The organism is Plastoroseomonas arctica (assembly GCF_018128965.1).
GTDB lineage: Bacteria > Pseudomonadota > Alphaproteobacteria > Acetobacterales > Acetobacteraceae > Plastoroseomonas > Plastoroseomonas arctica.
The window spans coordinates 33,849-55,451 of the sequence record NZ_JAAEDH010000021.1 but is presented as its reverse complement, the minus strand read 5'-3'; the positions used below and the strand labels follow the sequence as shown (position 1 = coordinate 55,451).

The following is a 21,603-nucleotide window of genomic DNA, read 5'->3' as shown; positions in this document are numbered from 1 at the left end:
GAACACCCCTTGCCATCACTGGCCGAACACGTCCGGGCCCGCGACCCGGACCGCTTCCTTGCGGCCCTCTTCGCACCCGCGCCTCACCGCGAAACGCTCTTCACCCTTATCGCCTACAACGCCGAACTGGCCCGCGCGCGCGCGGCCGCGAGCAATCCGCTCGCAGCACTTATCCGACTGCAGTGGTGGCGCGACGCCATCGAGGAAGCCCGTGCCGGCAAGCCCCCGCGCCGCCACGAAGTCGCCGAACCCCTGCACGCGGCGATCACCGCCGGCGCGCTCGATGCCGACAGCTTGATCGCGCTGGCGGACGCGCGCGAGGCCGAGACCGAGGCGGACGGCATCCCCTCCGCCGCCGCCTTCGCCGGCTACCTGCGCGCGACCGCCGGCGGCCTCGCCATCGCCGCCGCGCGCCTGCTCGTCGCGGATCCCGCCTGGCTGCCGCTGATCGAGCGCCTGGGGGCGGGCTATGGGCTCGCCGGCGTGCTGCGCTCGGTGCCGCACCTCGCGCGCGCCGGGCGCTGCCTTCTGCCGGTGGAACCACTCGCCGCGGTCGGCCTGAACTGCGAGGCGGTGTGGGCCGCGCCCGACACCGCCGCCCCGCTCATCCGCGCCATGGCGGAAGAAGGTGGCGCGCGCCTCGCCGAGGCGCGCGCCGAAGCCCGTGCGATGCCACGCGCGCTGCTGGCGGCGACGCTGCCGGCCGTGTTTGCATCGCGCGATCTCGCGCGGCTGGCGCGCGGTGCTGCGACGCCCGACGCGCGTGGCTTGCTCGATCGTGCCGCGCTCATCACAGCCGGGCTGCGCGGGCGCCTCTGATTTCGCTGCCATTTGCGCCGCATCGCGCCGGGCCAGTTCCGCGACAGGGCAAGCGCGGAAGGAATTCCAGCGGACTGGGCAATAATCGTTTTCGAACAACGAGTTCGTAAACGCTCGCCGGTAAACGCAGCCTCCGTCCTGACCGCCGCAAGTATACCGCACGCAGCGCCGAAATTTCTTGCGATCCATCCCCGGCGAGGCGGAAGCTCGTCGCGTTCTGGGAAGGGAGATGCGCCATGTCCGCGACAACCTCCGCCGACACCGAACGCCGTCGGCAAATCGTCAACGTGATCCTTCCGCCGATGAAGGATGTCTGCATCGGCAATCCGAAGTTCGAGAAGATCGACAAGGGTTGGTTCAAGGGCTGCGGCTATACCACCTGCGGCGGCCTGCCCGCCTATGTCGCGCGCGAACTCGGCCTGCAGCCGCAGGTCGCCAGGGACGGGCTCAACATCGGCGGGCTCGCGGGCATGCGCAACGCCGCCATCAAGGCCGGCGCCTGGCAGCACAATGAGACCGTGCTCCGCAATCTCGGCCGCGGCATGGGGCTGGAGCCGCGCCGCCCGAAGCCCGGCGATTTCTACATGCTGTGCAGCGGCGACCGGCATGACACCGGCTGCAACGCCATCTGCCCGGAGAAGAAGGAGGAGCAGCACCTCTACAAGGGTGCGAAGGTCGAGCATGTCGGCGTCATCCTCGATTCCAACGGACCGGTGTGGAAGACGATGGATGCCGGCCAGGACGGGCCCGATACTCAGTGCGTGCGCCTGATGACGCGCAATTTCGACGCCGCCACCGGCTTCATGACCGGCGAGCGCGGACGCGAGGGCAAGCCGATGCGCCGGCTGTGCGGTTGGCTCGACGTCGACAAGTATCCCTTCCTCAAATTCGCCGAAGCGTAAGCCCGGCGACATTGCGCCGCGCGCCGGGCGTGGCATCTTGCGGCCATGATGATGACAAGGCGCGCCGTGACCAGCCTCGCCGCCGCACTCCCGGTCACCGCGGCCGCGCAATCCGCACCGGCGATCTTCGCCGCCGGCGCGGTGAAGACCGCCGTCGAGGCGCTGCTGGCCGAGCTGCCCGAACCGCCGACCGTGCGGTTCGCAACGGTGGGCGCCCTGCGCGACGAGGTGCTCGCCGGCGCACGGCCGCGGCTGGTGCTGCTTTCCGAGGACGCGCTCGTGCGGCTCGACGCGGCGGGGCTGCTGCTGCCGGGCAGCCGGCGCTCCATCGGCCGCACCGGCGTCGCGCTCGCGACGCGGGCCGGCGCGGCGCTGCCGGATGTCGGGACGCTCGGCGCCTTCCGCGCCGCACTTCTGGCGGCCCCGAGCTTCGCCTATGCCGACCCCGCCCGGGGGGCGACGGCGGGCGCGCACATGGCACGCATCTTCGACCAGCTCGGCATCGCCGAGGCCATGCGCGCGAAGTCGCGGCTGGTGCCCTTCGGCGTGGACGGCGTGAGCCTCGCCGCCGCCGGTGAGGTGGCGCTGGCCGCGAGCCAGGCGAGCGAGATCATCGGCCGCCCAGGCGTCGCCCTGGTGGGAATGCTGCCCGATGCGCTGCAACTCTGGACGCGCTACGGCGTCGCCGCGCTGCGCGATGCGGCGGAGCCCGCGCCGTTGCTCGACCTGTTCACTTCGCCCGCGGCGCGCGCCGCGTTCACCGCCATTGGATTTGTCCCATCATGATCGAGCGTCTTCGTGCCCTCTGGCCGACCCGGCCCATCAAGCTCCGCTCCCCGGTTGCGGCGTGGCGTGGGTGGGTGTTTGCCCTGTTCTGCGTGCTCTTCGCCGGCGGGATCCTCGCCTATGTGGGCATCTCCCTCGCCCCCGGCCTCATCGACGATGTGCAGATGCGCAACCGGGCGCGGCCGGTGCAGATGGCGCGCATCGAGGGCGGGCGGTGTTCCTCGCGCCTCGCGCTCCTGCACAGCTGCGAGGCGACCGTCGTCGCGACCACGAAGGAGGGCCTGGTCCGGCGCCCGCTGAACCATGTCTTCTTCGACCTCCATGTCGGCGGCTGGACGGCGCAGGTGCTGGCCGACCCCGAGCGCGCCGGCGTGTTCAGCACCGATATCGGGCTCGACCGGATCTGGCATCGCTTCGGCACCGCGCTGTTCTTCATCGTGATCGCGCTGGTCATGCTGGTCTCGCCCTGGAGCCATCTGCGCCGCGCCGCCGCCGAGCGCCGCCGGATCGCGACGCTGTCGGAGCAGCCGGTGACGCCTGTCGCGCTCGCCATCCAGGGCTGGCAGGGGCAGGTGGTGACGCTCGCCGACCCGAGCGGCGCGAGCCATCGCTGGACGATGCCGAACAAGACGCCGCTCTTCGCACTCGGCGGCGGCTATGTGCTGGGCGTAACCGGTGCCAGCGGGGAAGCGTTTCCGCTCGATGAGAAGCTGCGCTGGGCGAGGCTGACCGACCTTGAGCGCGCCGCGCTGAAACAGGCGCGGCCTGCCTGAGGGGGCCTTGCGCCTCGCGCTTTATTGCTCTCCCATACGCGCCGGGAGAACGCCCCACCACGGCAGCCGCCACGGAAAGGGGAATTTGCGATGAAGCGTTTTCTGGGCGCCGTCCTGGGTGCGTTGATGGCCGTGCCGGCCGCCGCGCAGGATCGCGCATTGCTCCAGCTCGACTGGATCCCGACCGGCGAGCACGCCGCCTATTTCGCCGGTGCGGCGCGCGGCTTCTGGCGCGAACAGGGCATCGAACTGTCGCTCACCCGCGGCTACGGCTCGGGCGACACGATCAACAAGGTGGCGGCCGGTGCGGCGCAGTTCGGCGTTGCGGACATCGGCGGGGTCATGGCGGCGCGGGCGCGGCAGAACGTGCCGGTGCGTTCCATCTCGGCGGTCTACACGCATTCGCCGCACAGCCTGTTCGTGCTGCGCTCGTCCGGCATCACGAATTTCCGCGGGCTTGAAGGCCGGCGCATCTCGATCACGCCGGGCAACAGCCACCGGCTGTACTTCCCTGAGGTCGCGCGCCGGGCGGGGACCGACCCCGACCGCATCACCTGGGTGAACACGGATGCCTCGGCGATGGCCTCGCTGCTCATCGCGCGCCGCGTCGATGCCGCGCCCTTCTACTCGATCCACCACTACTACCAGAACAAGGCCGCGCGCCGGGCGGGCGAGGAGATCGTGGTCCTGCCCTTTGTCGAGACGGGCTTCGCCATCTACGCCGCGAGCCTGATCGCCACCGACGACACCATCACCCGCAACCCCGACCTGGTCCGTCGCTTCCTTGCCGGCGCGCACCGCAGTTTTGCATGGGCCAACGAGAACCAGGTGGAAGCCTGCCGCCTGCACGTCGCGCGCAACGCCGAGGTTGAGCAGGATGATTGCGAAGGCAGCCTGCGCGCCACGATGAGCTTCGTCTTCAACCCGCACCAGCAGGCGACCGGCCTCGGCCGCTTCGAGGCCGAGCGCCTGGCCACCACCTGGCGCGTCGTGGCCGAGAGCCTGCAGATGGATGCGAACTGGGATCCCAACCAGGCGGTGTCCACGGCGCTGTTGCCGTGATCGCCATCGAGGGCGTTGGTAAGCGCTTCGCCGGCCGCGACGGCGGCGCGGTGCAGGCGCTGGAGGATGTCTCCATCGCCATCCGCCCCGGCGAGTTCGTCGCCATCGTCGGCGCCTCCGGCTGCGGGAAATCCACCCTGCTGCGCCTGATCGCGGGCCTTGCGATGCCCACCAGCGGGGCGGTGCGCATCGAAGGCACCGCCGTCACCGGCGCGCGCACCGACACGGCCATGGTCTTCCAGGCACCCACTTTGCTGCCCTGGGCCGATGTGCTGCGCAACGTCACCTTCCCGATGCGCCTGATGCACCGCGCCGGGCCCGGCACCGAGGATGCTGCGCGCGCCCTGCTCGCCCGCGCGGGCCTCGCGGGTTTCGAGACGCGGCTGCCGCGCGAACTCTCGGGCGGCATGCAGCAGCGCGTCGCCATCTGCCGCGCGCTGTTGCAGCAGCCGCGAATCCTGCTGATGGACGAGCCCTTCGGCGCGCTTGATGCGCTGACGCGCGAGGAGATGAGCCTCGAACTCCTCCGCCTCTGGACCGAAACGCCCATGGCCGTGGTCTTCGTCACCCATTCGATCAGCGAGGCCGTGCTGCTCGCCGACCGCGTGGTGGTGATGTCGCCGCGCCCCGGGCGCGTGGTGGATGTGGTGGAGATCGACCTGCCGCGCCCGCGCGATTTCGCGCAGGAGGCCTCGCCCGCCTTCCAGGCGGCGGCGCAGCGCATCCGCGCGCACATCTTCCGCCGGCCCGCCGCGAAGCTGGCCGCATGATCCGCCGCGCGCTGCCCTCGGTCATCGCGCTCGCGGCGTTCTTCGCGCTGTGGGAAGGCGCCTGCCTCGCCTTCGGCATCCGCGAATTCCTTCTGCCGCGGCCTTCGGTGATCCTCGCCTCCGTCATCGGCGCCTGGCCGCTGATGCTGAGCCATACGCTCGCGACGCTCACCACCGTGCTGCTCGGCTTCGCCGCCTCCATCATCGTGAGCCTGCCGCTCGCCATGGCGATCGCGTCCTCGACCACCATCGCTGCCGCGATCTACCCGCTGCTGGTGGTCACCCAATCCATCCCCAAGGTGGCCCTCGCACCCATCCTGATCATCGCGCTGGGTGCGAACGAGGCGCCGCGCATCATCGTCACCTTCCTCGTCGCTTTCTTCCCGCTGGTGGTCGCCGCCGTCGCCGGCCTGCTCGCCGCACCGCCGGAGCTGATCGAATTGGGCCGCGCCTGCCGTGCGGGCCGCATGCAGGAGCTGCTGCGCATCCGGCTGCCCTTCGCCGTGCCCTTCGTCTTCGGCGGGCTGAAGGTCGCCGCCGCACTCTCCGTGGTGGGCGCGGTCGTGGCGGAATTCGTCGGCGCCGATGCCGGGCTGGGCTACCTGATCCAGACCTCGATGGCCTTCTTCCGCACGCCGCTCGCCTTCGGCGCGGTGGTCATCCTGGCCCTGCTCGGCATCCTGCTGTTCCAGGCCGTCTCGCTCGCCGAGCGGCTGCTGTTCCCCTGGTCGAGCGGCGCCGAACGCCCCGCTCTGGCCGCCTGAACCCAGACGAGGCATCCATGGCCCAGGACGAACCCGGCATCACCCTCATCCGCAACGCCCGCATCGCCGATGCGGGTCTCCGCCGCGCAGCACCCGGCGATGTGCTGATCGAGGACGGCACCATCCGCGCCGTCGGCACCGACCTCACCGTGCCCGCGAACGCGCGCATCATCGACGCGACCGGCATGCTCATCCACCCCGGCCTGATCAACGGCCACACGCACGGCCATGGCGGCCTCGCGCGCGGTACCGGCGACAAATGGACGCTCGAACTGCTGCTCGCCGCTGCCCCCTGGATCGGCGGTAACCGTGCGCTCGCCGACAAGAAGCTCGCGACGCAGATCATCGCCGCCGAGATGGTGATGAAGGGCTGCACCGCGGCCTACGACCTCTACTCTGAACTGCCGCTGCCGACTGTCGAGGGCATGGATGCGGTGGCCGAAGCCTATGCCGGCATCGGCATGCGCGCGGTCATCGCGCCCATGGTCGCGGACCGCACGGTGTACGAGGCGATCCCCGGCCTGCACGACGCGCTCCCCGACAGCGTGCAGGTGGATGTGGACAAGCTCCGCCTGCGCCCCTGGCAGGACACGCTCTCCGCCATGGAGACGGTGATGCGCGGCTGGTCCTGGGCCAGCCAGGACATCCGCTTCGCCATCGCGCCCACCATCCCGCACCATTGCTCCGACGAGTTCCTCGACGGATGCGCCTGCATGGCGCGCGACCATGGCCTCGCCGTCCACTCCCATGTCGGCGAGAGCAAGGTCCAGGCGATCGTGGGCATGAAGCGCTACGGCAAGACGCTGCTCGCCCACATGGACGCGATGGGCCTGGTCAACGACCGCTTCACCGCCGCGCACGCGATCTGGCTCGATGATGACGACATGCGTCTCGCCGCCGACCGCGGTGCCTCGCTTGTCCACAATGCCGGCTCCAACATGCGCTTGGGCAACGGGATGTTCGCGCTGCGCCGTGCGCTGGATCTCGGCGTCAATGTCGGGCTCGGCACTGATGGTGCGAACTGCTCCGACAACCAGAACATGTACGAGTCGATGCGCTACGCCTCGATGCTGTCCAAGGTGCAGACGCCCGACCCGCGCGAATGGGCGAGCGTGGAGGAATGCTATTCTGCGGCCACCAAGGGCTCGGCGCGTGCGCTCGGCTTCGACAATCTCGGCGCCATCGCGCCGGGGATGAAGGCCGACATCGTCTTCCTCTCACTCACCAGCCTCAACTGGATCCCGCACAACGGCACGGTCAACCAGCTGGTCCATGCCGAGGACGGCACCGGCGTGCGCCACGTTATGATCGGTGGCAAGTTCGTCGTGCAGGACGGCAAGCTGCTCACGCTCGACCTCGCGAAACTCGCCGAGGAAGCCGAGGCCGCGCGCGAGCGGCTGGAGGGCCTGAACGCCGAATACGGCGACCTCTACGAGCGGGTCGCGCCGATCATCGCGAGCTTCTGCCCGGGCATGGCGGCGAAGCCCTACCACATCCGCCGCTATCTCTGCGACTGAGCCTCAGGCCTCGTTGTCGAGGAAGTCGAAAAGCGCCTTGAGGTCTTCCTCGTCGAACACGTCGGCGAGGTCATCGCCCATGAACTCGCCCTGCACCAGGCTCAGCGCCGTGGCCTCCTTCATGCCGTACTGGATGAGCAGCGTGACAAGCCCTTGCACATCGGCCGAGTAAGGCGCCGAGGCGAGCGGCTTCGCGAGCGTCTGCCCCTCCCGTTTGATGCGGCCGAGTTTCCTCGGCATCACGATGGTCGCAGCGGTGTTGGCCGCCGCCGCCTCGGCCTGTGTCTTTGCGGCCGCGTTGACGCCCGCCCAGATGAGAAACGGGACGCCACACATCAGGATATTTAACTCGGGTCCGTTCATCGTGCGCAGCAGCACCGTCTTGCCGACCGCGGCCGCCTTGTTGTTCTTCGGCCGCCCATCGACCCCGCCGCGAAACGCGCGATAGGCAGCGCTAGGATTGCGCACCGCGCCGCGGTTTACGCTGCTGCCATACATCAAGCCGAAATTGTGCTCGATCTGGCGGCCGAAGGCGGTTCGCTTCAGCACAGAATGGAGCGCGCCGCGCGATCGATCGCTGATCTTCTCCAGCGCGCGCGCCATTGCGCTGCGATCAGCGGCATTTCCACCGTTGTTGCCCGACATGTCGCCAACCTCCCTGCGCCCAACTAGTGTGTTGAAGTCCCACGCATTCGTTTGCGGCGACGACCTTGCGCCTTCAAGCAATGCGGTTAGAATTTCCAGGAAGTTCCAATTTTCAATTTCTGGTTGTGCCGCGGCGATGAACCTCCGGAGCACCGCACCTGGCGGAATGAAGGATTTCGCTGCGAAGCTGCGCATCGCGATGGCGGCACTCGCCTGCAACGGCACCAAGGAACTCGCCGCGCGCTTCCGCGCCGTGAACCCCGCGACCGATTTCGACGCGAGCCGGGCGTATAAGTGGCTCGCGAACCTGGCCAGGCCGCGCGGCAGCGGCGTGTACCGGGATTTGGCGGTCGTGCTCGATCTCGCCTTGCCGATGGAATGGGTGCTCGGCTCCGACGCGGGGGCCTTCGCGGAAGCCGTCGCCGCACGCTACGGCATGACCGCTGCCTTCCTGCTCGCCCAGGCAACGCGCGAACGCGAACCGCCGGCCGCTTCGGATCCGAACCAATGGATCGCCGGCCACTTCGCGACCTTCTGCCATAGCCAGGCACCGCACTACCAAGGCCGCGTCACCCGCGGCTCGATGGTCATCGCCCGCGACCGCGGCAACGGCATGGTCGCGACCTATGCGCAGAACATGCCGTTCGGTCGCGCCGAGGCGGTCGGACCGGTTGCCTTCGCCGGTGCCAACCTCGTCTTCGAACTCCGCGCGCCGGCGGTGAGCGGCGTGATGCAGTACGTCATCACCTTGCGTCCCTCGCCGCCGGCGAGCGTCCTGCTAGGCTACATCATGGGCCCGGCCACGATGCACCCTAGCCAGCCACCCTTCGCGAGCCGCATCGTGATGGTCCGCGTGCCCGACGCCGCGGCCGAGGCGCTGGCCGCCTCCAACCGCTATCTCGAAGCCGGCGAGGAACGCACCGCGGCACAGGACCTCGCGCGCCTTGGCCTGCCGGTCGAACGTACGCCGGGCCTCGATGCCGCGTTGGTCGCGGCGCTGCGCAGCGAGCCGAGCTGGAACACCGGGTCGGACCGGTTTCCGCTCGACGCCGCCGAGGCCATCGTCACCGCCTGCGACGCGCTGTGGTTCGAGTAATCCGCGCTATTGCGGCTCCAGCCCGACCTCGCGCGCCTTTTCCGACAGCAGTGCGATCTGCTGGCGCAGGAAGGCCTCGAACACCGCCGGCGTGCCGCCCTGCGGCGTGAAGCCCAGCCGCCCCAGCCGTTCGCGCGTCTCGGGCAGGGCGAGCACGGTGTTCAGCGCTTCGTTGGCCCGCGCGACGACCGGCGCCGGCGTCGCGGCCGGTGCCGAAAGCCCGAACCACACGATCAGCTCGAAGCCTGGCACCGCCGCCCCGATCGGCGGGATCTCGGGCGCCAGCGGGGATGCCGCCGCCGAGGTCACGCCGAGCGCCCGCACCCGCCCCTCGCGCACCTGCGCCATGCCGTTGGCGAAATCGGTGAGCGTGGAATCGATGCGCCCGGCGACCACGTCGGTGAGCGCCTCGGGCCCGCCGCGATAGGGGATGGGCGTCATCTGCACCCCCGCTGCGCGGTTGATCATCTCCGAACCGATCAGCGCGGAGGCATTGCCATGGCTGAACGTCAGCATGCCCGGCCGCTCGCGCGCCTGTGCGAGCAGGTCCGCCACGCTGCGCGCGGGCGAGGTGTTGGGCACCACCAGCACGTAGGGGGCGACGGCCAGGAAGCCGATCTGGGCGAAATCGCGCAGCGGGTCATAGGGCAGGCGGCGGATGAGGAAGGTGTTGAGCGCGCCGTTCGTCACCGACAGAACGCACATGGTGTAGCCATCCGCGGGGCCGCGGGCGACCGCCTCGGTCCCGATCGCGCCATTCGCGCCGGCGCGATTCTCGATCACGACGGGCTGGCCCAGCTCGCGCGAGAGCGGGTCGGCCACGATGCGCATCAGGCTGTCGGTAACGGAGCCGGCGGGGAAGGCCACGACGATGCGCAGCGGCCGGTCCGGCCAGGTGCCGCGCGCCTGGCCCGCGGCCTGCCCGGCCGCGAGGATGAATGGCGCGGCGAGCAGCGGGCGGCGCTTCATGACGTGGCCTTCGCCGCGAGGATGCGATGGATCTCGGTGTTGTCCGCCTTGGGGCCGAGCTCGCCGAGCGCGCCATCCCACAGCGTCCGGCACAGCGCCAGCGCCTCCGCACTGACGCCCGTCTCGGCGGCGATCGCACCCGCGGTCTCGAGGTCCTTGCGCATCAGGCCGAGCTGGAAGCCGCCCGCGTAGCGGCCGGGGATGATCTCCTGGCGCAGCTTGGTCTCGGTCGCGACGTTGCGCCCGGAGGAGGCGTTGAGCACGTCGGTGAAGACGCGCAGGTCGAGGCCCAGCTTCTCCGCCATGATCACCGCCTCGGAGGCGGCGAGCAGGCCCGCGGCATAGACGTAGTTGTTCAGCGCCTTCATCGCATGCGCGCTGCCGACGGTCCCTGTCCGGATGATTTTCTCGCCCATCGCACGCAGCACTTGCTCGGCCTGGGCGAAGCCGGCGTCGCCGCCGCCGATCATGATGGCCAGCGTCCCGGCGCGAGCCTTGACCACGCTGCCCGAGACCGGCGCATCCATCAGCGCCGCGCCCTTGGCATCGGCGAGTGCGGCAAGGCGCCGCGTTTCGCCCGGCACCGAGGAACCCATGTCGAGCACCAGCGTGCCCTGCCGCAGTGCCGGGACCAGGCCATCGGCGCCCTCGCACACGGCAGCGACCACCTCGGAATTGGGCAGCATGAGAATGATGAGGGAGACGCGCGCGGCGAGTGCGGCCGGCGTGTCGGCGAATTCGAGCTTACCCTCGGGCGCATCTTCGGCGAGCGCCGCACGCGCCGTTGCCTCGCTGTCGCACGCAACCAGGGAAAATCCTTTCGCCAGCAGGCAGCGCGCCATGGGAAGGCCCATCATGCCCAGGCCCACGAAGCCGACCGCGGCGGGCGCCGCTTCCTGGGACATGATCTTCTCCTCCCTCGATACCGGCCGGCAATCTCCCGTGCGCGCGGGGTTCTGGCAAGCGGTGCCGCCGGTTACCGCCGGCCCTGCTGCAGCACCAGCTCGAACCCGCCGGCGCCGCCACCGAGGATGGAGGCGCGCAGGTAGCTCGGCCCGGACTTGCCCGATTGCTGGATGGCGAGGCGCGAAGCGAGGCCCCCGCCGCCATCATCATCCTCGGCGATGACGTTGCCCTGCGCGTCGAGCAGCGCCAGCACCGTGTCGGTATTGGCGCGCAGGTTCTGGGTGAACGCGACGAGGCTGCCCTCGGGCAGGCGGAAAAACGCCTCCTCGCCGCGGCGTAGCCGGATCGAGAGCGTCTGGCCGACCGGCAGTGGCGTCGCCGCCGCGATCGAGGCGCCGAACGGCGCGCTGGGCTCGGTCTTGTCCGCCTCGACCAGCACCTCGAAGCTGCCAGCGCCGCCGCTGCCGGCGAGCAGGCCGGCACGCAGGAACAGCGGCCGCGCCTCGGACGCCGCGATCTCGAGGCGGGAGGCGAGGCCGCCGCCGCCATCATCATCTTCCGCGATCACCGTGCCGGACCCATCGACCAGCGCGAGCACCGTGTCGGTGGCATTGCCCAGCGCACGGGTGAGCGCGATCAGGTCGCCATCGGGCAGGCGGAAGAAGGCCTGCTGGTTGCGCCGCAGCCGCAGCGGCACCGCGGTGCCGAGCGTGATCGCTGGCGCCTGCGCCGCCTCGACGATTGACGTTGGGAAAGCAGGCCCAGTGCGCGGCGGCTCGACATCGAGGATCAGCTCGAAGGTGCCGCCGCCATTGCCGAGCACGCCGGCGCGCAGATAGGCGGGGCGGCGCTGCGCGGCCGGGACGTCGAGCGAGGAGCTCAACGGCTGCTCGCCGCCATCATCGTCGGTGGCGAGCTCGACGCCATTCGCGTCGAGAAGCGTGAGCACGGTATCGGTGCCATCGGCCAGCGCGCGCGTCGTCGCGACCAGGTCGCGCGCATCGTCGGGCAGCCGGAAATACGCGTTCTGACGGCGCGAGAGCGTGATCGCCACGGCCTGGCCCACCGGGATCGCCGGCACCGTCGCGGCGGCGGTCAGCGAGGTCGGGAAGCGCGCGGGCGGCTCCGGCGGCGCTTCGTTCACGACCAGCTCGAAGCGGCCGGCGCCGCCGCCGAGGATGCTCGCGCGCAGGAACAGCGGCCGGCGCTGCGCCGCATCCACCTCCACCAGGGAGGCCAGCGATTCCTCGCCACCGTCATCATCCGTGACCAGCTCGCGCCCGGCGGCGTCGAGCACGGTCAGCACAGTGTCGGTGCCCTGCGCCAGCGCGCGGGTCTGCGCGATCAGGTTGCCGTCAGGCAGGCGGTAGAAGGCGTTCTGGCCCCGCCGCAGCCGGATCGGCTGCGCCTGGCCAAGCGCGATGGGCGCGGCTTGCGCCGCCTCGGTGATGCTCTCGACGAAGGTCTGCGCCGGGGCGGGGGCCGAGCGGGTCAGCAGCACCTCGAAGCTGCCAGGCGCGTCGCCGAGCAGGCTCACCCGGATCAGCGCGACGGCGTCGGCCGCCGAGACCTCGATGCGCGAGGCGAGGCTCTCGGAGCCGCCATCGTCATCCTCGGCCACCACATTGCCGCGCGCGTCGATCGCCTGCAGCACCGTGTCTGTGCCACGGCCGAGACGCCGCGTGATGACGACGAAATCGCCGCCGGCCTCGGGTGCGATGCGCAAGAAGGCGACCTGGCCGCGATTGAGCCGGATCGGCACCGCGGCATCGGGGGCGAGCGGTGCGCGCGCACTCGCCTGCTGCATCATCTGGGCCACGGGGGGCAGGCGCGATGGCTGCGCGAGCGCCAGGAGCGGCGTGAACATCACCAGGGCGGCCAGCATGTAACGGCGCATCATTGTCTCCCAACTCGGCTTGGGCGGAGGCAAGCAGGTATCCCCGGTGGGATCAATCTCCTTCCGGCGACAATGGCCGTGCGTCCTGCGCGGCGACCTTGTCGAGCAGCGCGCCGACCGGCAGGCCGGAGCGCGGATGTACCCAGCCAGGCGAGACCTCGGCCAGCGGGCGCAGCACGAAGGCGCGCAGATGCGCCCGCGGATGCGGCAGCACGAGGCCAGGGCCATCCAGCACGCGCCCGCCGGCGTCGATCAGGTCGAGGTCCAGCGTGCGCGGCGCATTGGCGAAGGGACGCACGCGGCCGAAGCGATCCTCGATCGCGTGCAATGCGTTGAGCACGGCTTCGGGCACCGCCTCGCCCGCCAGCAGTGCGACCCCGTTCACATAGGGCGGCATCCCGGGCGCCGGTGGGATCGGCGCGCTTTCCCACCAGCGCGAGAGCGCGACCAGGTGCAGGCCGCAGATCCCGTCGAGCAGGCGCGCCGCGCGCCGGCAGGTCTCCAGCGCCGATGCGCCATCCGGCCCAGGAAGGTTGGCGCCGATCGCGACCAGCATTCTCCTTGCCGTGTCGATGGACTCGGCGCCAATTGCGTCGGTTACACCAGCGCCTATTGTGTCACCCATTGCCGACCATCCCTTTTCATCAGGAATTCCATGCCCGATTATGCACCCGAGCGTACTGCGCTGTTCATCGACGGCGCCAATCTCCATGCCGCGTCCCGCCTCCTCGGCTTCGACATCGACTACCGCGCGCTGCTCGACCATGTGCGCAGCCAGTGCAAGCTGCTGCGCGCCTACTACTATACGGCGGTGCTCGACACCGATGAGCACAACCCGATCCGGCCACTGGTCGACTGGCTCGCCTATAACGGCTACCGCGTGGTGACCAAGCCGGCGCGCGAATTCACCGACCGCGACACCGGCTATCGCCGCATCAAGGGCAATTGCGACATCGAGCTCGCGGTGGACATGCTCGAACTGGCCCCGCATCTCGACCATGCCGTGCTGTTCTCCGGCGATGGCGATTTCCGCCGCGTGGTCGAAGCCGTCCAGGCCAAGGGCGTGAAGGTCACGGTGTGCTCGACACTGCGCGTGCAACCGCCGATCTGCTCGGACGACCTCCGCCGGCAGGCCGATGCCTTCATCGACCTCGCCGACCTCGCCACCGAGATCACGCGCCGGCCGAGCGAAGCACGGCCGCGCAACCAAGCGCCGCCGCCACGCCCCGCGCCGACGCGCGCGACGCCGGCCGAGCCCTTCGCCGAGGAACCCGAGGTGAGCAACGGGGAGTGATCCCCGCCGCCGCATGACGATGACGCCCGCCGAACCCGATCGTGACTGCCCGCTCTGCCCAAGGCTCGTCGCCTATCGCGCCGCCAACCGCGCGCGAGAGCCGGGCTGGCACAACGCGCCGGTGCCCTGCTGGGGTGAGCGCGAGGCGCCGCTGCTCATCCTGGGCCTTGCGCCGGGGGTGCGCGGCGCCAACCGCACCGGGCGCCCCTTCACCGGCGATTTCGCGGGCAAGCTGCTCTACGCGACGTTGCTGAAATATGGCCTGGCGAGCGGCGCCTATGGCGAGGCGCCCGATGACGGCATGGTGCTGCGTGGCACCCGCATAGCGAACGCCGTGCGCTGCGTGCCGCCGGAGAACCTGCCCACCCCGGCGGAGATCCGCACCTGCAACCCCTTCCTCACCGCTGAGCGCGGCGCGATGGAGAACCTGCGCGCGGTGCTCGCCCTCGGCACCGTCGCGCACAATGCCCTGTTGCGGTCGCTGGGCATTCCGGTCGCGCGCCATCGCTTCGTGCACGGCGCCCAGCACGCGCTTCCCGGCGGGCTGCTGCTCGCCGACAGCTATCACGTCAGCCGCTACAACACCTCGACGCGGCGGCTCACGCCGGCCATGTTCGAGGCCGTCGTCGAGGCGCTGCTGCCCCACCTCCGCTGAAGGATTTTCGCATGCGCGCGTTGCTGATCCTGCTGTTGTTCGCCGCACCGGCGCTGGCGCAAACGATGGCACCGGCCGGCGTCACGCTCGCCGGCGTGCGCTCGCGCGGCACCCTCGCTTGCGGCATCTCAACCGGCGACCCCGGCTGGTCGCAGCCCGACAGCCGCGGCGAATGGCAGGGCATGGACGCGGATTTCTGTCGCGCCGTCGCCGCCGCCGTTCTCGGCGAGAATGCCCGCGTCGCCTTTAACCCGCTCACCGGCCAGAACCGCTTCCCTGCGCTGTCCGGTGGGCAGATCGAGGTGCTGAGCCGCACCACCACCTGGACCTTCCTCCGCGACGCCCAGCTCGGCGTGAACTTCGCAGCCCCCAACTTCTTCGACGGCCAGGGCTTCCTCGTCCGCGCGAACTCCGGCATCACCCGCGCCGACCAGCTCGTCGGCGCCTCGATCTGCTTCACCTCCGCCAGCACCCACGAACTCAACCTGCAGGATTTCTTCCGCGCGCGCGGCACGACCTTCACCCCCGTCATCTTCGCCGACAAGGACGAGGCGCGGCGCGCCTACGAAGCCAACCGCTGCGACACCTTCACCGGCGACGCCGCCCAGCTCGCCGCTATCCGCGCCGCCTTTCCCAACCCCGCCGAACACGTCCTGCTGCCCGACCGCATCAGCAAGGAACCCTACGCCGCCGCCGTGCGCCACGGCGACGACCAGTGGTTCGACATCGTCCGCTGGGTCGGCTTCGGCCTGATCGAGGCCGAAGAACTCGGCATCACCCGCGCCAACGTGGACCAGATGCTCACCGACCCGCGCCCCGCCGTGCGCCGCTTGCTCGGCGTGACCGGAGACCTCGGCCCCACCCTCGGCCTCGACCGCCGCTGGCTCTACTTCGCCATCCGCGCAGTCGGGAACTACGCCGACATCTACGACCGACACCTGGGCGCCAACAGCCCCGTCCAACTGCCGCGCGGCCTGAACGACCTGTGGACCCGCGGCGGCCTGATGTTCTCGCCGCCGCTGCGGTAGAAGAAAGCAAGGCGGGGGGCTCTGCCCCCTCGACCCCCGCCAGGGATCGCGCCGATCCCTGGACCCTGGCGTGTGTTGGTCCTGGGTTTGGAGGGGTGGGCTCTGGACTTTTATCAGCGCCTGTCATCGGGAGAGGGTGGCCGGTAAGCGCTCACCAGATGAAAGCTCACCTCGGGCCACCCTCTCCCGATGACAGGCATTCACGACAACGGCCCAAAAACCCGCCTTCCCAATCCCAAGAACCAACAAATGGAGGTCGAGGATCGACACGATCCTCGCGGGGTCCAGGGGCAGCGCCCCTGGCCTTGCTTCCTTCACCCCAGCGCGGCGTCAACAGCCCGCAGCAGGGTCGGCTGGTTCGGTTCGACGCTGGTGCTGAAGCTGGTGATGCGTCGGCCGTCGCGTGCGACCAGGTATTTGTGGAAGTTCCAGCCTGGTGTGCTGCCGCTGGAGGTGGCGAGGAAGCGGAAGAGGGGGATGGCTTGCGGGCCGCGGACGTGGCTGAGGGCGGCGAGGGGGAAGTCGATCCCGTATTGGGTGTCGCAGAATTCGCGGATGGTGGCGGCGTTGGTGCTCTCCTGGTTGAAGTCGTTGGAGGGCACGCCGATGACGGAGAAGCCGCGCGTTTTGTAGCGGTCGTGCAGGGTTTGCAGGCCGGCGTATTGCGGGGTGAAGCCGCAGAAGCTTGCGGTGTTGACGATGAGCAGCGCCTGGCCCCGGAATTCCGCAAGCGGCATGGGGCCGCCTTCGAGGCGTGTCACCGTGAAATCGAAGACGCTCTGTTCACCGGCGGCGATCATGAGCGGGGCTGCGAGCAGTGCGCGGCGCAGGACATCAGCCATACCGTTCCTCCAGCCAGGGATCGCCGTTGTTGTGATAGCCGCGGACTTCCCAGAAGCCCGGGCGGTCTTCGGCGAGGAGTTCGATGCGCGTGACCCATTTCGGGCTCTTCCAGAAGTAGAGCTTGGGCAGGACGACGCGAACGGGGCCGCCATGTTCGCGGGTGAGCGGCGCGCCGTTCCAGGAATGGGCGAGGAGGACGTCCGTGTCGTCGAAGGCTTCGAGGGGCACGTTGGTCGTGTAGCCATCGTAGCTGGTGAAGCTGATGAAGCGCGCAGTGGGCAGCGGCCGCGCCATCGCCAGAAGGGTGCGCGCCGGCACGCCCTGGAAGCGCGCGTCGTAGAGGCTCCACTGCGTCACACAATGAATGTCAGTGACAAGGTCGACCTGCTCGAGGGCCAGGAACTGGTCCCAGTCGAGGGCGATGCGCTGTTCGACCAGGCCCTCCATCCGCAGGCGGAACTTCTCCTTGGCAACATCGGGCTGCACGCCGAGGTCGAGCACCGGCCAGTGCTTCACCTCGGTCTGGCCGGGGGGCAGGCGCACGGCGTGGGCGGCGTCGGGCGCGCCGGTCAGCAGCCGGCCCTCGCGGGCCCAGTCTTGCTTGCGCGCGACAAGCTTTTCGCGCACGGCGCCGGTCACGGGAACGGGGTCATCCTCGGCCATCGCGGTCTCCTTGCCGGCCTTACGTGCGGCGCACCGTGGATGGATGCAAGAGGCGCGCGGCGTCGGGCCGACGGCGCTCAAGGCTCCACCAGGACGAATGCAGCAACCGTCGACGTTTTCGACTGAGCCGCGACACCGGCGGTGACCCGGCGATGGTGGCTTTCGCCCGTCAGCTAGGTGCGCCGCGGCGCAGCCTGTGCCAACGCGAAGGGGGCGAGGAAGCGCTCGACCTCCGGCCCCCAGACCAGGCTTCCGCCGCGCGCGAAGAACAGATTGTGCCCGTCCGAGCCGAAGGCGGGCAGGTTGTGCACCTCCATCACCCCGCCGGCGGCGAGGTAGTTCTGCTGGATGTTGCGGGCGATAGCGGGCGCGAAGAAGCTGTCATTGGCGGTGTAGATCGACAGCACCGGGATGCGCGCGGTGCGCCCATAGGCGCCGGCGGCGTCGGCGAGGAGATCGGGGCGGCAATTCGTATTCGGCGCGTTCTGGGCCCAGCCGCCACGCCCGCCCGCCATGTTGACGACCGCGACCACGCCCGCCGGGTTGCGGCTGGCCAGCGCCAGGCTGCCCCAGCCACCGGCGGACTGGCCGACGACGATCACGGGCTCGCTGCCGCGCACATCGGGCAGGGTGCGGGCGTAGTCGATCGCCGAGAGGATATCGCGGGCGGATTCGAGCCCGGCCTGCTCGAAGGCGGCGCCCGGACAGGTGGAGCTTTCGGCATAGGGCCCGTCGGAGGCGCCATAGCCGCGGCGCAGCGGCAGCGCCACGGCGTAGCCGCGCGAGGTGAACCATGACACCGCCTCGCCGCCGCACGCGGACGGCGCCATGGTGGCGCGATTGGCGGCCACCGCCGGCGATCCGTGGTTGATCACGACGAGCCGGCCGGTGCCGCTCGCCGGCTGGCAAAGGCGCATCTGGATCAGCGCGGAGGTGCCGGCGACCGGCACGCGGTGCATCTGCTCGCGTCCCTGCGCCTCGCCGATCGGCCCGGCCGCGCGGGGGCCGTCCGGTGCCGTCGCACAGCCCGTCAACACCAACAGTACGATCGCCAAGGCGCGCATGATCATCCCCCGTCCCGCCGGTGGCGGCGTTTCCCTGGAGGCGAGCCTACTCCGCCCGGATGCCCATGGCACGCACCGCGCCGCCGATCTGGGCGACGTCGCGCGCGACGAAGGCGGCGAATTCCGGCTGGGTCATGGCCGCGGGCGTGACGGAATGCTCATCGAGCCTGGCGCGGAACTCGGGCAGCGACAGCGCCTGGGTCACCTCCGCATGCAGCCGCGCGATGATCGGCGCCGGCAGCCCGGCGGGGCCCGACAGCCCCATCCAGTTGGTCGCGATCAGGCCTGGGAAGCCGACCTCGCCGGTGGTGGGCACCTCGGGTGCCATGGCGTTGCGCGCGGGGGCGGAGACGGCGAAGGCGGTCAGCCGGCCGGAGCGGATATGCTCGACATTCTGCGGCAGCGTGTCGAAGGAGAGCAGCACCGAGCCGCCGAGCAGGTCGGCCAGCATCGGGCCCGACCCGCGATAGGGCGCGTGGGTGAGTTCGAGCCCGGTCTCGCGCTGGAACATCACACCCAGGATATGGCCCACCGACCCGGTGCCGGAGGTGCCGAAGGCGGGCGGCGAGCGTTGCGCCCGGATCCAGGCGAGCAGCTGCGGCATGTCACGCGCGGGAACGCTGCTATTGGCTACGATCACCGTCGGCGCCGAGCCGATATAGGCGATGTGGGTGAAGGACGAGACCGGGTCATAGCCCGGTGCTGCGTAGATCGGCGGCGAGGTCACGATGGGCGCGGTGTTGGAGAGCATCAGCGTGTAGCCATCCGGGCGTTGCGTCGCCACGTGCTGGGCCGCCAGCGTGCCGCCCGCGCCGGGGCGGTTGTCCACCACCATCCGCTGGCCCAGCCGAGGCGAGACGACCTCGGCCAGGACGCGGGCCACGATGTCCGATGATCCGCCGGGCGGGAAGGACACCACGACGCGGACCGGCCGCGCCGGCCAATCCTGCGCGAGGGCAGGGTGCGCAAGGGCGAGGCAGAGGCTGGCGAGCAGGATGGCAGGGCGGCGGGACAGCATGGCGACCTCCGGGCGGAACCCCTTCGCTTGTGCAAGCTTTGCGCCACCTTGCACGCGTGCCATCCTCGCCGGCGAGGAGCACGAGCATGGCCTATACGCTGCACGCCTTTCCGGAATCCGGCGCCTGCTACAAGGTGGCGATGATGCTCACCCTGTCGGGTGCAGAGTGGCGCGGCGCCTGGATCGACTACTTCGCCACGACCGAGACCCGCACCCCGGAGTGGCGCGAGCGGATGTCGGTGATGGGCGAGGCGCCGGTGCTCGACGATGGCGCGCTGCGCCTGACGCAATCGGGCGCCATCCTGTTCCATCTGGGCGAGACGCTGCCGACATTCGCCCCCGAGGGCGCGGAGGAGAAGCGCGAGGCGTTGCGCTGGATCCTGTTCGACAACCACAAATTCACGAGCTACCTCGCAACCTGGCGCTTCCTGATCGGCTGGGCGCCGGACCCGGACCCGGCGGTGGTCGCCTTCTTCCGCGCCCGCGTGGAGGGCGCCTTCGCCGTGGTGGAGAAGCAGCTCGAACACCGGCCCTTCCTGCTTGGTGCGCGGCCGACCATCGCTGACCTCTCGCTCAACGGCTACCTGCACTATCCGCAAAGCGAATGGCCGCTCGGGCTTGCCGAGCGTTTCCCCAACGTCGCGGGCTGGATCGGCCGGATCGCGGCCCTGCCGGGATGGAAGGGGCCCTACGAGCTTCTGCCGGGGCCGCGGAGGCCGCCGATCCGCTAGCCCTTGTCGCGCATCAGCCGCGCCTTGTCGCGGTTCCAGTCCCGCTCGGCGATGGTGGCGCGCTTGTCGTGCTGCTTCTTGCCCTCGGCCATGCCGATCAGCACCTTCGCAATCCCGCGCTCGTTGAAGTGGATGTCGAGCGGAACGACCGTCGAGCCCTCGCGGTTGGTGGCGCCGGTAAGCGTGGCGACCTGCTTCTTGTGCAGCAGCAGCTTGCGCGGACGGCGCGGCTCGAAATGCGCGACCACGGACCCCGCCTGCCATTCCGGGATGTAGGCGTTGAACAGGTAGATCTCGCCGTCGCGCTCACCCGCCCAGGCATCGGAGAGCGCGGCGCGGCCGGCGCGCAGCGACTTCACCTCGGGGCCCACCAGCACCAGGCCGGCCTCGAAGGTCTCGCCGATCTTGTAGTCGAAGCGCGCCTTGCGGTTCTGCGCGGCGATGCCGTGGCTGATCAGGCCGGATTTCTTCTTCGCTTTTGCCATGGGGGAAGAAATGCGCTCGCGGCGGCCTCAGTTCAACAAGCCGACCGAGACCATCGCCTCGCGCACCCGCGCCTTCGAGTTCTCGGCAATCGGCGCCATCGGCAGGCGGCAAAAATCCACACCCTTGCCCAGCAGCGAGGCCGCATACTTCACCGGCCCCGGCGAGGTCTCGCAGAACAGCGCGTCGTGCAGCGGCAGCAGCCGTTGCTGGATGGCCATCGCCTCGGCAACGCGCCCGGCCCGCCACGCCTTGTGCAGATCGGCGCAGAGCCGCGGCGCGACGTTGGCCGTCACCGAGATGCAGCCATGCCCGCCGGAGGCCAGAAACGCGACCACGGAGTGATCCTCGCCGGTGAGCTGGATGAACTCCTCGCCGCAGGCGCGCGTGGTGTGCAGCGGGCGCGTGAGATTCGCCGTCGCGTCCTTCACGCCCACGATGTTGGGGTGCTTCGCAAGGCGCGCCATGGTCTCGACGCTCATGTCGACCACGCAGCGGCTCGGCACGTTGTAGATGAACAGCGGCAGGGCGACCGCATCGGCGATCGCCATGTAGTGCTGGTACAGGCCTTCCTGCGTCGGCTTGTTGTAATAGGGGGTGACGACCAGCAGGGCGTCTGCACCCGCCGCCTTGGCGTGCCTGGACAGCGCCACCGCCTCGGCCGTGCTGTTGCTGCCGGTGCCCGCAATCACCGGCACGCGCCCGCCCGCGGCCTCGATGCACATCTCGACGACCTGGTTGTGCTCCTCGTGGTCGAGCGTGGGGCTCTCCCCGGTGGTGCCCACCGCGATCAGCCCCTCGGTGCCCTCGGCGATCTGCCAGGCGACCAGGTCGGCGAAGGCGCGCTTGTCGATCGCGCCGTCGCGCTGCATCGGCGTGATCAGCGCCACCATCGAACCCTTGAGCATTGGACGTCTC

24 protein-coding genes are annotated in these 21,603 nt (G+C 70.1%); 13 read left to right on the top strand and 11 right to left on the bottom strand.

Annotation, left to right across the window (positions count from 1 at the left end; all coding sequences use genetic code 11):
* Positions 1-9: 9 nt before the first annotated feature.
* From GXW79_RS16810 to GXW79_RS16775, 8 genes are all read left to right on the top strand, one after another.
* Positions 10-819 (top strand): phytoene/squalene synthase family protein, encoded by an 810-nt coding sequence (locus GXW79_RS16810; RefSeq protein ID WP_246504068.1) that lies wholly within the window; start codon positions 10-12, stop codon positions 817-819.
* A gap of 236 nt (positions 820-1,055) precedes the next feature.
* On the top strand, positions 1,056-1,721 hold the full coding sequence (locus GXW79_RS16805; RefSeq protein WP_211875597.1) for a hypothetical protein: 666 nt from the start codon (positions 1,056-1,058) through the stop codon (positions 1,719-1,721).
* A 45-nt stretch (positions 1,722-1,766) separates the two neighbouring features.
* On the top strand, positions 1,767-2,507 hold the full coding sequence (locus tag GXW79_RS16800) for a molybdate ABC transporter substrate-binding protein (RefSeq protein WP_211875596.1): 741 nt from the start codon (positions 1,767-1,769) through the stop codon (positions 2,505-2,507).
* Complete coding sequence (locus GXW79_RS16795; protein ID WP_211875595.1) at positions 2,504-3,280, top strand: hypothetical protein; 777 nt, start codon at positions 2,504-2,506, stop codon at positions 3,278-3,280. The genes GXW79_RS16800 and GXW79_RS16795 overlap by 4 nt, the downstream gene beginning before the upstream one ends.
* Positions 3,281-3,370: 90 nt before the next feature.
* Complete coding sequence (locus GXW79_RS16790; protein ID WP_211875594.1) at positions 3,371-4,342, top strand: ABC transporter substrate-binding protein; 972 nt, start codon at positions 3,371-3,373, stop codon at positions 4,340-4,342.
* Positions 4,339-5,112, top strand: coding sequence for an ABC transporter ATP-binding protein (locus tag GXW79_RS16785; protein ID WP_211875593.1), 774 nt, complete (start codon positions 4,339-4,341; stop codon positions 5,110-5,112). The genes GXW79_RS16790 and GXW79_RS16785 overlap by 4 nt, the downstream gene beginning before the upstream one ends.
* Positions 5,109-5,876 (top strand): ABC transporter permease, encoded by a 768-nt coding sequence (locus GXW79_RS16780; RefSeq protein WP_211875592.1) that lies wholly within the window; start codon positions 5,109-5,111, stop codon positions 5,874-5,876. The genes GXW79_RS16785 and GXW79_RS16780 overlap by 4 nt, the downstream gene beginning before the upstream one ends.
* 17 nt (positions 5,877-5,893) lie before the next feature.
* Positions 5,894-7,393 (top strand): amidohydrolase family protein, encoded by a 1,500-nt coding sequence (locus tag GXW79_RS16775; RefSeq protein WP_211875591.1) that lies wholly within the window; start codon positions 5,894-5,896, stop codon positions 7,391-7,393.
* 3 nt (positions 7,394-7,396) lie between these two features.
* Here GXW79_RS16775 and GXW79_RS16770 read toward each other — a convergent pair whose 3' ends face one another.
* Positions 7,397-8,233: a hypothetical protein gene (locus GXW79_RS16770; RefSeq protein WP_211875590.1), complete on the bottom strand. Its 837-nt coding sequence runs from the start codon at positions 8,231-8,233 to the stop codon at positions 7,397-7,399.
* Between GXW79_RS16770 and GXW79_RS16765 the strand changes: the two genes are divergently transcribed.
* The gene (locus GXW79_RS16765; protein WP_211875589.1) at positions 8,205-9,134 is read left to right on the top strand and encodes a hypothetical protein; all 930 of its coding nucleotides are present in this window, start codon (positions 8,205-8,207) and stop codon (positions 9,132-9,134) included. The genes GXW79_RS16770 and GXW79_RS16765 overlap by 29 nt on opposite strands.
* Positions 9,135-9,140: 6 nt before the next feature.
* Here the strand turns inward: GXW79_RS16765 and GXW79_RS16760 are convergent, their stop codons facing one another.
* The 4 genes from GXW79_RS16760 to folK all read right to left on the bottom strand — a co-directional run bounded on the left by GXW79_RS16760 (position 9,141) and on the right by folK (position 13,462).
* The gene (locus GXW79_RS16760) at positions 9,141-10,103 is read right to left on the bottom strand and encodes a Bug family tripartite tricarboxylate transporter substrate binding protein (RefSeq protein ID WP_211875588.1); all 963 of its coding nucleotides are present in this window, start codon (positions 10,101-10,103) and stop codon (positions 9,141-9,143) included.
* A complete protein-coding gene (locus GXW79_RS16755; protein WP_211875587.1) occupies positions 10,100-11,008 on the bottom strand; it encodes an NAD(P)-dependent oxidoreductase in 909 nt (302 codons plus the stop codon). Before GXW79_RS16755 ends, GXW79_RS16760 begins: the two co-directional genes overlap by 4 nt.
* A 71-nt stretch (positions 11,009-11,079) precedes the next feature.
* Entirely contained in the window at positions 11,080-12,906 is a 1,827-nt protein-coding gene (locus tag GXW79_RS16750) for a hypothetical protein (RefSeq protein ID WP_211875586.1), read from the bottom strand.
* A gap of 52 nt (positions 12,907-12,958) precedes the next feature.
* Positions 12,959-13,462 carry a 2-amino-4-hydroxy-6-hydroxymethyldihydropteridine diphosphokinase gene (gene folK / locus GXW79_RS16745; protein ID WP_211875585.1) on the bottom strand — a complete coding sequence of 168 codons (504 nt, stop codon included), beginning with the start codon at positions 13,460-13,462 and terminating at the stop codon, positions 12,959-12,961.
* Positions 13,463-13,561: 99 nt separating this feature from the next.
* On the opposite strand from folK, the gene GXW79_RS16740 reads away from it, so the two are divergent.
* Genes GXW79_RS16740 through GXW79_RS16730 form a run of 3 tightly spaced genes read left to right on the top strand, consistent with a single transcriptional unit; the run spans position 13,562 to position 15,883 of the window.
* Entirely contained in the window at positions 13,562-14,200 is a 639-nt protein-coding gene (locus GXW79_RS16740; protein WP_211875584.1) for a LabA-like NYN domain-containing protein, read from the top strand.
* A 13-nt stretch (positions 14,201-14,213) separates the two neighbouring features.
* A complete protein-coding gene (locus GXW79_RS16735; protein WP_246504067.1) occupies positions 14,214-14,855 on the top strand; it encodes a uracil-DNA glycosylase in 642 nt (213 codons plus the stop codon).
* A gap of 11 nt (positions 14,856-14,866) precedes the next feature.
* A complete protein-coding gene (locus GXW79_RS16730) occupies positions 14,867-15,883 on the top strand; it encodes an amino acid ABC transporter substrate-binding protein (RefSeq protein WP_211875583.1) in 1,017 nt (338 codons plus the stop codon).
* 314 nt (positions 15,884-16,197) lie between these two features.
* On the opposite strand, the gene GXW79_RS16725 is transcribed toward GXW79_RS16730, so the two are convergent.
* From GXW79_RS16725 to GXW79_RS16710, 4 genes are all read right to left on the bottom strand, one after another.
* Entirely contained in the window at positions 16,198-16,725 is a 528-nt protein-coding gene (locus GXW79_RS16725; RefSeq protein ID WP_211875582.1) for a glutathione peroxidase, read from the bottom strand.
* Positions 16,718-17,389: a sulfite oxidase-like oxidoreductase gene (locus GXW79_RS16720; protein ID WP_211875581.1), complete on the bottom strand. Its 672-nt coding sequence runs from the start codon at positions 17,387-17,389 to the stop codon at positions 16,718-16,720. Before GXW79_RS16720 ends, GXW79_RS16725 begins: the two co-directional genes overlap by 8 nt.
* A 173-nt stretch (positions 17,390-17,562) precedes the next feature.
* Complete coding sequence (locus tag GXW79_RS16715) at positions 17,563-18,459, bottom strand: alpha/beta hydrolase family protein (protein WP_211875580.1); 897 nt, start codon at positions 18,457-18,459, stop codon at positions 17,563-17,565.
* Between the two features lie 40 nt (positions 18,460-18,499).
* Positions 18,500-19,471: a Bug family tripartite tricarboxylate transporter substrate binding protein gene (locus tag GXW79_RS16710; RefSeq protein ID WP_211875579.1), complete on the bottom strand. Its 972-nt coding sequence runs from the start codon at positions 19,469-19,471 to the stop codon at positions 18,500-18,502.
* 86 nt (positions 19,472-19,557) lie between these two features.
* Here GXW79_RS16710 and GXW79_RS16705 point away from each other — a divergent pair, with 86 nt between their 5' ends.
* The gene (locus GXW79_RS16705; protein WP_211875578.1) at positions 19,558-20,202 is read left to right on the top strand and encodes a glutathione S-transferase family protein; all 645 of its coding nucleotides are present in this window, start codon (positions 19,558-19,560) and stop codon (positions 20,200-20,202) included.
* Here the strand turns inward: GXW79_RS16705 and smpB are convergent.
* The gene (gene smpB / locus GXW79_RS16700; protein ID WP_211875577.1) at positions 20,199-20,687 is read right to left on the bottom strand and encodes an SsrA-binding protein SmpB; all 489 of its coding nucleotides are present in this window, start codon (positions 20,685-20,687) and stop codon (positions 20,199-20,201) included. The genes GXW79_RS16705 and smpB overlap by 4 nt on opposite strands.
* A 27-nt stretch (positions 20,688-20,714) precedes the next feature.
* Positions 20,715-21,593, bottom strand: a complete 879-nt coding sequence (gene dapA / locus GXW79_RS16695) for a 4-hydroxy-tetrahydrodipicolinate synthase (protein WP_211875576.1) — start codon at positions 21,591-21,593, stop codon at positions 20,715-20,717.
* Between the last annotated feature and the right edge of the window lie 10 nt (positions 21,594-21,603).

Bases quoted from the DNA above. Each gene is read 5' to 3' on its own strand.
- GXW79_RS16790 (WP_211875594.1), top strand. From the start codon at position 3,371: ATGAAGCGTTTTCTGGGCGCCGTCCTGGGTGCGTTGATGGCCGTGCCG.
- GXW79_RS16760 (WP_211875588.1), bottom strand. From the start codon at position 10,103: ATGAAGCGCCGCCCGCTGCTCGCCGCGCCATTCATCCTCGCGGCCGGG.
- GXW79_RS16715 (WP_211875580.1), bottom strand. From the start codon at position 18,459: ATGATCATGCGCGCCTTGGCGATCGTACTGTTGGTGTTGACGGGCTGT.
- smpB (WP_211875577.1), bottom strand. From the start codon at position 20,687: ATGGCAAAAGCGAAGAAGAAATCCGGCCTGATCAGCCACGGCATCGCC.
- folK (WP_211875585.1), bottom strand. From the start codon at position 13,462: ATGCTGGTCGCGATCGGCGCCAACCTTCCTGGGCCGGATGGCGCATCG.
- GXW79_RS16705 (WP_211875578.1), top strand. From the start codon at position 19,558: ATGGCCTATACGCTGCACGCCTTTCCGGAATCCGGCGCCTGCTACAAG.
- GXW79_RS16750 (WP_211875586.1), bottom strand. From the start codon at position 12,906: ATGCGCCGTTACATGCTGGCCGCCCTGGTGATGTTCACGCCGCTCCTG.
- dapA (WP_211875576.1), bottom strand. From the start codon at position 21,593: ATGCTCAAGGGTTCGATGGTGGCGCTGATCACGCCGATGCAGCGCGAC.
- GXW79_RS16805 (WP_211875597.1), top strand. From the start codon at position 1,056: ATGTCCGCGACAACCTCCGCCGACACCGAACGCCGTCGGCAAATCGTC.
- GXW79_RS16710 (WP_211875579.1), bottom strand. From the start codon at position 19,471: ATGCTGTCCCGCCGCCCTGCCATCCTGCTCGCCAGCCTCTGCCTCGCC.
- GXW79_RS16795 (WP_211875595.1), top strand. From the start codon at position 2,504: ATGATCGAGCGTCTTCGTGCCCTCTGGCCGACCCGGCCCATCAAGCTC.
- GXW79_RS16765 (WP_211875589.1), top strand. From the start codon at position 8,205: ATGAAGGATTTCGCTGCGAAGCTGCGCATCGCGATGGCGGCACTCGCC.
- GXW79_RS16770 (WP_211875590.1), bottom strand. From the start codon at position 8,233: ATGCGCAGCTTCGCAGCGAAATCCTTCATTCCGCCAGGTGCGGTGCTC.
- GXW79_RS16720 (WP_211875581.1), bottom strand. From the start codon at position 17,389: ATGGCCGAGGATGACCCCGTTCCCGTGACCGGCGCCGTGCGCGAAAAG.
- GXW79_RS16730 (WP_211875583.1), top strand. From the start codon at position 14,867: ATGCGCGCGTTGCTGATCCTGCTGTTGTTCGCCGCACCGGCGCTGGCG.
- GXW79_RS16755 (WP_211875587.1), bottom strand. From the start codon at position 11,008: ATGTCCCAGGAAGCGGCGCCCGCCGCGGTCGGCTTCGTGGGCCTGGGC.
- GXW79_RS16725 (WP_211875582.1), bottom strand. From the start codon at position 16,725: ATGGCTGATGTCCTGCGCCGCGCACTGCTCGCAGCCCCGCTCATGATC.
- GXW79_RS16735 (WP_246504067.1), top strand. From the start codon at position 14,214: ATGACGATGACGCCCGCCGAACCCGATCGTGACTGCCCGCTCTGCCCA.
- GXW79_RS16740 (WP_211875584.1), top strand. From the start codon at position 13,562: ATGCCCGATTATGCACCCGAGCGTACTGCGCTGTTCATCGACGGCGCC.
- GXW79_RS16800 (WP_211875596.1), top strand. From the start codon at position 1,767: ATGATGATGACAAGGCGCGCCGTGACCAGCCTCGCCGCCGCACTCCCG.
- GXW79_RS16775 (WP_211875591.1), top strand. From the start codon at position 5,894: ATGGCCCAGGACGAACCCGGCATCACCCTCATCCGCAACGCCCGCATC.
- GXW79_RS16780 (WP_211875592.1), top strand. From the start codon at position 5,109: ATGATCCGCCGCGCGCTGCCCTCGGTCATCGCGCTCGCGGCGTTCTTC.